This is a genomic window from Phenylobacterium sp., from assembly GCF_030654915.1.
Lineage (GTDB): Bacteria > Pseudomonadota > Alphaproteobacteria > Caulobacterales > Caulobacteraceae > Phenylobacterium.
Window position 1 is genome coordinate 1 of the sequence record NZ_JAURWM010000387.1, and the last position, 9,775, is coordinate 9,775.

Genomic DNA, 9,775 nt, shown 5'->3' on the forward strand with positions numbered 1-9,775 from the left:
CGGTCATGCTTGAGTTCGTCGACATCACCAGCCCGGCCCGCAAGAACGCACTCGGTAACGTGACCTATTCGGTGAAGCTGAAGGTTCTGCCAGAGGCCTACGCCGTCACCGACGACCGGGTGCGGTTGGTGGGCAAGCACCCCAAGCTCGGAGACGTGCGAATGGACGTGAAGATCGATCCGGCTGCGCTTAAGAAATCCAGAGCGTCCAAGGGCAAGGATGGGGCGACCGTGGCGACCGGAGCGTTGCAGGTCGGGGACACGCCCTTCCAGAACGTGGCTTTCACCTGGCGGGGAGGCGATTGGGGCTGATCGCCCCTGGCGTGGACAGGCGGGGGGGCCTATATCGGCCTCCCTCATGAACACCCACGAAACACGACTGAAAAAGGTGAAGTTCCGGGCTTGGCACCGGGGCTTTCGGGAAGCGGACCTCATTCTGGGGCCGTTCGCGGATCGTTACGCCGCGACGCTGAGCGTCAGCCAACTCGACGCCTTCGAGGCCTTGATGGAAGAGGCCGACCAGGATCTCTATGAGTGGATCGTCGAGCGAACGCCGACGCCGCCCGAGTTCGACGGCGAAATCATGAAAATGATCAAGACCTTCCGTTTCGAAGCCTATGAGGCTCGCGGAGAGGACCATGGCGGCTGACGGCGTGCGCGCGCCGACGGCGGCAGATCATCGGCGGATAGCTCAGGATCCTGGGCGCCTCGACCTAGTCGGCGCGCCGGAGGGCTTCGACGCCCTGGTGATGGCCGACATCGTCAAGGCCCGCGGCGGGCTGTCGGTGTTCGTCGCCCGCGATGGCTCGCGGCTCTCTGCCTTCATCGACGCCTTCACCTTCTTCTCGCCGCAAGTGCAGATCCTGCGGTTCCCGTCGTGGGACTGCCTGCCCTATGACCGCATCGGGCCATCGCCCGCCTCGGCCGCCGAGCGGATGACCACCCTGGCGCGGCTGGCCAAGGGGCTCGATCCCAAGAAGCCGTCGCTGCTGGTGACAACGGTTCCGGCCTTGCTGCAACGTGTGCCGCCCAAGTCCACGGTCGAGGGCGCGGCCTATTCGGCCAAGGTCGGCAATGTGGTCGAGATCGCCGACCTCGAACGCTATTTCGCGATCAACGGCTATCAGCGGGCCTCGACGGTGTCGGAGCGCGGCGAGTTCGCGATTCGTGGCGGGGTGATCGACGTCTTCCCGCCGAGCGCCGAGGAACCGGTCCGGCTCGACCTGTTCGGCGATACGCTGGAATCGATCCGGGGTTTCGATCCCGAAACCCAGCGCTCGACTCGCCAACTCAAGGATATCTCGTTGCTGCCGGTGAGCGAGTGCTTGCTGGACAAGGACGCGATCTCGCGGTTCCGGCGCGGCTATGTCGAGACCTTCGGCGCTCCCGGCGGCGACCCGCTGTACGAGACGGTCAGCGAAGGCGGCCGCCGCGCGGGCATGGAGCACTGGCTGCCGCTGTTCTATCCGGACATGGCGACCCTGCTGGATTACCTGCCCAGCAACACCTTGATCGCCACCGATCATCTGGCTGACGCGGCCCGCGAAGAGCGGATGTCGATGATCGCCGACGCCTACGATTCCCGGGCTCAGGCTGACCGCAAGGTTCACTATCATCCGCTGTCGCCCGACCGGCTCTATATGGACGCCGACGAGTGGCGCGAGCGGCTGGCGGCGCGGCCGACCCGGCGGTTCTCGTCCTTCCAGGAGGTCGAAGGCGACACGGTCGTCGACCTGGGCGCGCGGCTCGGCCGCACCTTCGTGGCCGAACGTCAGCAAGACTCAGTCAATCTGTTCGAGGCCACGGCCGATCACGCCCGGAAGAAGGCGGCCGAAGGCAAGCGCGTGTTGTTCGCCTCCTGGTCGGACGGCTCGTCGGACCGCCTGGGCGCCATGCTCGCCGACCATGGCCTGAAGAACATCTCGCTCGCGCCCTATTGGGACGCGGCCAAGGCCGCCGATCCGAAGATTCCCCAGCGCGTGGTGCTGCCGCTGGAGTCCGGCTTCGAGACCGAGAGCCTGGCGGTCATCTCCGAGACCGACATCTTGGGGGACCGGCTGGCGCGACCGCGCCGCAAGCGCCGGGCGGCGAACTTCCTGGCTGAGGCCTCGTCCCTGACGCCGGGCGACCTGGTGGTCCATATCGACCACGGGATCGGGCGCTATGACGGGCTGAAGACCCTCGACGTTCAAGGCGCGCCGCACGACTGCCTGGAACTGCAATACGGCGGCGAGGCCAAGCTCTACCTGCCCGTCGAGAACATCGATCTGCTGACCCGCTACGGCTCGGACGGCGAGAACGTCCAGCTCGATCGGCTGGGCGGAGCTGCCTGGCAGGCGCGTAAGGCGCGGGCCAAAGAACGCCTTCGCGAAATGGCCATGGGCCTGATCGGGATCGCCGCCGAGCGCGCGACCAAGGTCACCGACCCGGTCGTGCCGCCGCATGGCGTGTTCGACGAATTCTGCGCCCGCTTCCCCTACGAAGAGACCGAGGACCAGCTCAACGCCATCGGCGATGTGCTGGAGGACTTGGGCTCGGGCCGTCCGATGGACCGCCTAATCTGCGGCGACGTCGGCTTTGGCAAGACCGAGGTCGCCCTGCGCGCCGCCTTCGTGGTGGCGATGAGCGGCCAACAGGTGGCGATCGTCGCGCCGACAACCTTGCTGGCCCGTCAGCACTTCAAGACTTTCTCGGAGCGGTTCCAAGGCTGGCCGATCAAGGTCCGTCGCCTGTCGCGTCTGGTTCCTCCCAAGGAGGCCGCCGAGACTCGCGAGGAACTGCGAAACGGCGAGATTGAGATCATCGTCGGCACCCACGCGGTGCTGTCCAAGCAGGTGGGGTTCAAGAACCTTGGCCTGGTAATCGTCGACGAGGAGCAGCACTTCGGCGTGAAGCACAAGGAGAAGCTCAAGGAGCTTCGCACCGACGTGCACATGCTGACACTTACCGCCACGCCGATCCCGCGCACCCTGCAGATGTCGCTGTCGGGCATCCGCGAGATGTCGATCATCGCTACCCCGCCGGTCGACCGGCTGGCCGTGCGGACCTATGTGACGCCCTTCGATCAGGTGGTGATCCGCGAGGCTCTGCTGCGCGAGAAGTATCGCGGGGGCCAAGCCTATTACGTCGCCCCGCGTCTCTCCGACCTGCCGGAGCTGGAACGGTTCCTGCGCGTGCAGGTGCCGGAGGTGCGCTATGTGGTCGGTCACGGCCAGATGGCGCCGACCCAGCTCGAGGAGGTGATGAGCGCCTTCTACGAAGGGCAGTATGACGTGCTGCTCTCGACGACCATCGTTGAGAGCGGGCTCGATATCCCGAGCGCCAACACCATGATCCTGCACCGGGCGGACATGTTCGGCCTGGCCCAGATGTACCAGCTGCGCGGCCGGGTCGGGCGCGCCAAGGCGCGGGCCTATGCTTATCTGACCACCCCGGCCGAGAAGCCGATCACCCTGTCGGCCGAGCGCCGCCTGAAGGTGTTGCAGTCGCTCGACAGCCTCGGCGCCGGCTTCCAACTCGCCAGCCACGACCTGGACCAGCGCGGCGGGGGCAACCTGCTGGGCGAGGAACAATCGGGCCATATCCGCGAGATCGGGGTCGAGCTCTATCAGCAGATGCTGGAAGACGCGGTGAACGAGCTGAAGGAATTGGCTGGCAAGGGCGACGGGGCCGCCGACCGTGGATGGTCGCCGCAGATCAACACCGGCGCGGCCGTGCTGATTCCGGAAGAATACGTACCCGACCTGAACGTGCGGCTGTCGCTCTATCGCCGCCTGTCCGACGCCGAGAAGTCGGGCGACCGCGAAGCCCTGGCCGCCGAAATGATCGACCGCTTCGGTCCGCTGCCGCCGGAGGCTGGTCAACTGCTGAAGGTCGTGGCCATCAAGGGACTGTGCCGTGAGGCCAATGTCGCCAAGATCGACGTCGGTCCCAAGGGCGCGGTCGTCACCTTCCGTGGTGATGAGTTCAAGAACCCGATGGGCCTGGTCGGCTTCGTCCAGAAGAACCAGATCGCCTGGAAGATCCGTCCCGACCAGAAGGTCGTCGTGAAGGGCGAATGGGAAACACCGGAGCAGCGGCTCGCCGCCGCTGAGCGGGTGTTGACCGAGCTGGCGAAGCTGGCGGCCTAGGCTAGGGCTTGCCTCGAGGTGGCGCTGCTCTAGGTTGCAGCGTCAGGTTTGGGGAAAGTTCGTGCAAAAAGTCATCACCGTGGCAGTTCTGGCTGGGGGGCTGTTCTTCGCAGGCAGTGCGGCGGCGCAGGACGCCGAGACCTCCAATGACCTCAAGTGCGTCTCCGTGTTCTCATTGGCGGCGGCACAGCAGACCGAGCCTGCAGCGGTGATGGGCGCGGGCATGGCGGTTCTCTATTTCCTTGGCCGGATTGAAGGTCGCGTTCCCGGCTTTGACGTGGAGAACGGCTTGCGGATCGAAGCAGCCAAGCTGACCAGCGCCAAGGTGAAGAGCGAACTCATCCGTTGTGGCGGCGCCCTCAAGTCGAAAGGCGAGGAACTGCAGGCGATCGGCCGCAGCATGAAGAGCGTGCCCGATCTGAAACCGGATACTTGAGCCTCAGGACCTTGGCGCGGTCTGGACTGCCGCCAGCATGCGCCTGGCCCGCATCCACATTTCCAGGCGCTGGGCGCAGACGAGACCAGCCGCGAAGAGCAGGAAGATGTCGGTGATCTCGACCGGCGTGACGTGCAGGTCTTGCGTATGGCCCATGGCGTAGTCCCGCAACGTGAAGCGCAGCAGGAACACGCCGGCGATCAGCGCCATCGCCATCGGGGAGGCCTTGCTCGTCAGCGCGTGAGCCTCAGGGTTGATGGAAATGATCGTCGTCCGTCCACGCCACCATCCGACGCCCGCGCCCATGCCGAGCGCGAAGACTTCGGCGATGAGCACGAGGAACCGGGGCGTGGTCTGGGCCGAGAGGCTGAACAGCACGCCGCCAAGGATCAAGGTCGGCATGATCCACATACGTTCGATCCGCAGGTTGCGGGTCCGAACACCGCGCAAGACGATCACCACGATGGCGATGATCGGGACAAGGTAGGTCCAGGGGACCGCCGTGTCCTGCGGGACCATCAGCTGGCTTTTTTCTGAGCGCGGGCGGCAGCCTGTTCCAGCGCCTTACCGACCGTCTCGGCCGAGGTGACGTCGGCGACGCCGATGTCGAAGTCGACCACGAAGGGGGGCTTGCCGTCGCCGGCCTCGAAGGCGGTGCAGCCGATGACCGCGGCGATCCGTTCGCCGGCCGCGCGAGCGGCCGCCTTGGGCGTGGCGGGCAGGGCGAGGGCGAAGAGTTCGGGACCAAGCCGGGCCGCGGTGTCCTCGACCCGCACCAGGCGGCCGATCATCGAGCCGATCTGCGGGATCGCGCGGTCGAGCCAGCCGCCGGCGCGGGCGTGGGAGACATCGGCGCGTTCGGCCAGTTTCAGCACGCAAACCGACAGAGGGCGGCCACGAGCGCGCGCGGCCTGGGCCAGGCGCGCGGCGTGGAGGGCGAACAGGTCGCGGGTGAATAGGCCGGTGGCGGCGTCCATCAGGCCAGAACTGCGGGCCTTCTCCAGGGCGCGGCGGACTGACATCTGATGCCGATAACTGCGAGCAAGCTCCAGCACGCGGCGCGCGGTCTCGGTCTCCGGAGTCTCAGGCGAGGCCACGTCGGAGACGCCCCGATGGTAGGCCTCCGAGGCGGTGACGAAGCTCTCCTGGCGCATATAGAGCAGGGCGGGCGTGTGATAGAGGCGGGTGTTGCGACGCATGCCGGCGGCGATGGACAGCGCCTCCTGGCTGGTGTCTCCGGCCCACAGCACGACGGCGTCGAAGGGGCGCTCGTGCAGGTAGTCGAACGCTGTATAGGCGGTGAAGGCGCCGACCACCTCGGCTCCCGAACGGGTCAGGGCGTTGGCGAGCGCCAGGAATTGCGGGGCCGGTTCGCCGATCGCCAGGACCTGGAACGGCGAGGTGTCGGTTTCGGGCACGTCTAGCCGCCGGCCGAGGTCGGCGAAGGTCGCCAGGCGAAGTTCGAACTCCTCCTCGGCGACGGCGGTGCGGACCAGGGTCTCCAGACGCGTCGCAGCCTGGGCGGGATGCAGCGGGGCAGCGACGGTCAGATCGAAGTCGTAAGCCTCTAGCTCTGGGCTAGGGTCGCCGATGGCGATGACCGGTAGGTGACGCGGCGCATAGGCGGCCTTCAAGCGCTGAGCCATGGTCAGGGCTTCATGGCCCCCGCTGGCGAGATCGACGATCGCCGCCTCAATCGTCAGGTCGCCTAGCGCGGCGAGCGCCGCATAGGGACCGCGCGCCGTCACGGTGCGCCAGCCGAGCTTGTCCAGTCCCTCTGCGAGAGGTCCCGCCAGGGCGTCGTCGCGTGCAACAATCAAGACGCGCGCCTGGACGCCAGCGGTCATTTGCTCGAAATCCTAACGTCGCCCTCACCCAGAGCGGGCGGGAATCGAAGCACCGTAGGACTATACAGCGCCAAAGCGCAGGCAACAGCGACCGCGCGACGCAGGAACACCGGGAGGACGGCGATGGAACAGACCCTTAAGGGCCAGGTAGCAGTGATTACGGGCGCTTCGGGCGGGCTGGGCGCGCATTTCGCGAGGGTTTTGGCCCGGGCGGGCGCGGCCGTGGCCCTGACCGCCCGCCGGCTCGATCTTGTGGAGAACCATGCTGGCGAGATCGCTGGCGCCGGCGGGACCGCCATGGCCCTGAAACTCGACGTCGCGGACGCCCCCGCCATCGGTCCCGGCTTCGACGAGATCGAGGCCGCGCTCGGTCCGATTTCGATTCTGGTGAACAACGCTGGAGTTGGCGGGGAGGGACTGGCCTTGGATCTGTCGATCGAGGATTGGGACCGCACCTTCGACGTCAATGTCCGAGGTGTCTTCTTCGCCGCCCAGCAGGCCGCCAAGCGGATGATCGCCTCAGGCGTCGCTGAGCGAGGCGACGCACGGATCGTCAATATCGCCTCGATCGCCTCCCACACGGTCCTGCCTGGGCTGTCGGCCTACTGCGCCTCCAAGGCTTCGGTCGCCATGCTCACGCGCGGGCTGGCCCGTGAATGGGCGCGGCGCGGCGTGGCGGTGAACGCGATCTGCCCCGGCTATATCGAGACCGACATCAATGCTGATTGGTTCAAGACCGAGGGCGGGCAGAAACAGATCAAGGCCTTTCCCCGGCGCCGCCTGATGGACGCCGGCGATCTTGACGCCGCGCTGCTGATGCTAAGCGGACCGGCGGGCCGCGCGATCACCGGCACGATCATCACCATCGACGACGGCCAGTCCTTGCCGGGCGGCGGCTGACGGTTGGCTGACGGGACGTCATAGCTTCTAAGCTCGGCGCACATAATCAAGGGAGACGACGCATGGGCCAGGGACCGCTTTCGGGGCTGAAGGTCGTGGAGTTCGCCGGCATCGGGCCTGGACCATTCTGCGGCATGTTGCTGTCGGACCTGGGCGCGGACGTCGTGCGGATCGACCGCAAGGGCAAGGGGCGCGCCTCGCCGGCCGACATTACCAGCCGGGGCCGCCGGTCCATCGGGCTGGACCTCAAGAACCCCGAGGCTATCGAGACCTGCCTGAAACTGATGGAGGGCGCCGACGCGGTTTTCGAAGGCTTCCGGCCGGGCGTGATGGAGCGGCTGGGCTTGGGTCCCGACGTGGCGCTGAAGCGGAACCCGAAGCTGGTCTATGGCCGGATGACCGGCTGGGGGCAGTTTGGGCCCTACGCCAACGCCGCCGGCCACGACATGAACTACATCGCCATCACCGGGGCGCTGCACGCTATCGGAACCAAGGAAAAGCCGATCCTGCCACTCAACCTGGTCGGCGACTTCGGCGGCGGCGCGCTCTATCTCGCCTTCGGCCTGCTGGCTGGGGTGCTGAACGCGCGCTCGACCGGCAAGGGTCAGGTCATCGACTGCGCCATGAGCGATGGGGCAGCCTCGCTGATGTCGATGTTCTACGGCTTCAAGGCCGGCGGCATGTGGAAGGATGAGCGGCGGGTCAACCTGCTCGACGGAGGGGCGCACTTCTACGACACCTATCAATGCGCCGACGGCAAGTGGATCTCGATCGGTTCGATCGAGCCGCAATTCTACGCGCTGCTGCTGGAGAAGACCGGCATCAATGATCCCGAGTTCGCCGCCCAGATGGATCGCGGAAGCTGGGATTCGCTGCGCGAGAAACTGGGCCACGTGATCGCCCAGAAGACCCAGGCGCAATGGTGCGAGATCATGGACGCCACCGACGTCTGTTTCGCCCCGGTGCTGGATCTCGATGAGGCGCCTAAGCACGCGCACAATGTGGCGCGTAAGACCTTCGTGGAGGTCGAGGGTGTGATCCAGCCCGCGCCCGCGCCGCGGTTCTCGGTGACCCCCGGCGCGATCCAGGGACCGCCGCCGGCGATCGGCGCGCACGATCAGGAAGCTCTAGGCGACTGGGGCTTCTCGCCGGCCGCCATCGACGCGCTGAAGGCGTCTGGCGCCTTGGCCAGCTAGGCACGTCATGCTCCGGATCGGCCCTGATCCGATCCGGAGATGTCGTGGGGTAGCCGCCTACTTCGCGGGCGCGGCCATCGACGCCAGGGCCGTGGCGGCTTCTTTCTGGGCGGCGTGGGCGTCCGGAGCCAGTGGGATCAGGCCACGCTGCTGCAGATAGCCGCCCTTGCCGGTGGCGGCGTCGGACACGAAGGCGTTGACGAACTCGCGCAGGCCGGGGGTCACGCCGATATTGGCCTTCTTCACATAGACGTAGAGCGAGCGCGAAACCGGGTAGGTGCCGTTCGAGATGGTTTCGAAGGTCGGGGCGACGCCGTCGACCTTGGCGGCCTTCACGCTGTCCATGTTGTTTTCGAGGAACGAATAGCCAAAGACGCCCAGAGCGTTCGGGGTCTTGGTCAGGGTCTGGACGATGGCGTTGTCGTTCTCGCCAGCATCGACCCACGCGCCGTCGCTGCGGATGGTGTGAGCGCGCGCCTTGAAGGCCTCTTCGTCCTTGCCGCGCAGGGTTTCGAGCGTCGGGATCATCCGGGCGCCCTTTTCGAGGCCCAGTTCCACGAAGGCGTCACGGGTGCCCGAGGTCGGCGGCGGGCCATAGACCAAGATCGCCTGGCTCGGGAGCGAGGCGTCCACGTCCTTCCAGTTCTTGCTGGTGTTCTTGGCGAAACCAGTGGGCGAGGGAAGCTCCGCGGCTAGGCCGCGATAGATCTGATCAAGCTTGAAGTTGTAGGTCGGGCCGGACTTGGCGTTGGCGATCACGATGCCGTCATAGCCGATCTTGATCTCGACAATGTCGGTCACGCCGTTGGCGACACACTGCTCGAACTCAGACTTCTTGATCGGGCGCGAAGCGTTGGCGACATCGGGGAAGGCCGCGCCGCTGCCGCCGCAGAACAGTTTGAAACCGCCGCCGGTGCCCAGGCTTTCGACCTTGGCCGGACGCCCGCCCGTGGTCTTGGCCACGTTCTCAGCGACCCGGGTGGCGAAGGGGAAGACCGTGGAAGAGCCAGCGGCCCAGACTTGGTCGCGCCCGCTGGCGCTCGGGCCGGCCGCCTTTTCGGCGCCGCTCTTGGCAGGTTGTTGTCCGCAGGCGCTCAGGGCGACGGCGGCGACGGCGAGATACGCGAAAGTCTTCATGGGATGGCTCCGCACCAATGTAGGCCCTGGCGCTAACATCCTTCTTTGACGGTTCCGTGAAGGTTGGATGACAGCTTGTTACGTAGATGAACGAGTTCCGAGAACGTCGTTCAGGCCAGGTTCAGCGGCC

General features: G+C 66.4%; 9 protein-coding genes. 6 read left to right on the forward strand and 3 right to left on the reverse strand.

What is annotated here, in order from left to right:
- From Q7T84_RS20120 to Q7T84_RS20135, 4 genes are all read left to right on the forward strand, one after another.
- On the forward strand, positions 1 to 311 hold a 311-nt coding region (locus tag Q7T84_RS20120; protein ID WP_370653694.1), incomplete at its 5' end, for a hypothetical protein.
- A gap of 46 nt (positions 312 to 357) precedes the next feature.
- Positions 358 to 648 (forward strand): succinate dehydrogenase assembly factor 2, encoded by a 291-nt coding sequence (locus Q7T84_RS20125; RefSeq protein ID WP_304812670.1) that lies wholly within the window; start codon positions 358 to 360, stop codon positions 646 to 648.
- Entirely contained in the window at positions 638 to 4,129 is a 3,492-nt protein-coding gene (gene mfd / locus Q7T84_RS20130) for a transcription-repair coupling factor (protein WP_304812673.1), read from the forward strand. Before Q7T84_RS20125 ends, mfd begins: the two co-directional genes overlap by 11 nt.
- 61 nt (positions 4,130 to 4,190) lie before the next feature.
- The gene (locus tag Q7T84_RS20135; protein WP_304812675.1) at positions 4,191 to 4,565 is read left to right on the forward strand and encodes a hypothetical protein; all 375 of its coding nucleotides are present in this window, start codon (positions 4,191 to 4,193) and stop codon (positions 4,563 to 4,565) included.
- 3 nt (positions 4,566 to 4,568) lie between these two features.
- On the opposite strand, the gene Q7T84_RS20140 is transcribed toward Q7T84_RS20135, so the two are convergent.
- Positions 4,569 to 5,084, reverse strand: coding sequence for a CcdC protein domain-containing protein (locus tag Q7T84_RS20140; protein WP_304812678.1), 516 nt, complete (start codon positions 5,082 to 5,084; stop codon positions 4,569 to 4,571).
- On the reverse strand, positions 5,084 to 6,412 hold the full coding sequence (locus tag Q7T84_RS20145; RefSeq protein WP_304812680.1) for a diguanylate cyclase domain-containing protein: 1,329 nt from the start codon (positions 6,410 to 6,412) through the stop codon (positions 5,084 to 5,086). Before Q7T84_RS20145 ends, Q7T84_RS20140 begins: the two co-directional genes overlap by 1 nt.
- Before the next feature lie 123 nt (positions 6,413 to 6,535).
- On the opposite strand from Q7T84_RS20145, the gene Q7T84_RS20150 reads away from it, so the two are divergent.
- Positions 6,536 to 7,312, forward strand: a complete 777-nt coding sequence (locus Q7T84_RS20150) for an SDR family NAD(P)-dependent oxidoreductase (protein WP_304812683.1) — start codon at positions 6,536 to 6,538, stop codon at positions 7,310 to 7,312.
- A 62-nt stretch (positions 7,313 to 7,374) separates the two neighbouring features.
- Positions 7,375 to 8,508 (forward strand): CaiB/BaiF CoA-transferase family protein, encoded by a 1,134-nt coding sequence (locus Q7T84_RS20155; RefSeq protein WP_304812686.1) that lies wholly within the window; start codon positions 7,375 to 7,377, stop codon positions 8,506 to 8,508.
- Between the two features lie 57 nt (positions 8,509 to 8,565).
- Here Q7T84_RS20155 and Q7T84_RS20160 read toward each other — a convergent pair whose 3' ends face one another.
- Positions 8,566 to 9,645 (reverse strand): substrate-binding domain-containing protein, encoded by a 1,080-nt coding sequence (locus Q7T84_RS20160; protein ID WP_304812689.1) that lies wholly within the window; start codon positions 9,643 to 9,645, stop codon positions 8,566 to 8,568.
- Between the last annotated feature and the right edge of the window lie 130 nt (positions 9,646 to 9,775).

Coding starts and splice junctions, on each gene's coding strand:
- Q7T84_RS20125 (WP_304812670.1), top strand. CDS start 358: ATGAACACCCACGAAACACGACTGAAAAAGGTGAAGTTCCGGGCTTGG.
- mfd (WP_304812673.1), top strand. CDS start 638: ATGGCGGCTGACGGCGTGCGCGCGCCGACGGCGGCAGATCATCGGCGG.
- Q7T84_RS20140 (WP_304812678.1), bottom strand. CDS start 5,084: ATGGTCCCGCAGGACACGGCGGTCCCCTGGACCTACCTTGTCCCGATC.
- Q7T84_RS20145 (WP_304812680.1), bottom strand. CDS start 6,412: ATGACCGCTGGCGTCCAGGCGCGCGTCTTGATTGTTGCACGCGACGAC.
- Q7T84_RS20150 (WP_304812683.1), top strand. CDS start 6,536: ATGGAACAGACCCTTAAGGGCCAGGTAGCAGTGATTACGGGCGCTTCG.
- Q7T84_RS20155 (WP_304812686.1), top strand. CDS start 7,375: ATGGGCCAGGGACCGCTTTCGGGGCTGAAGGTCGTGGAGTTCGCCGGC.
- Q7T84_RS20160 (WP_304812689.1), bottom strand. CDS start 9,645: ATGAAGACTTTCGCGTATCTCGCCGTCGCCGCCGTCGCCCTGAGCGCC.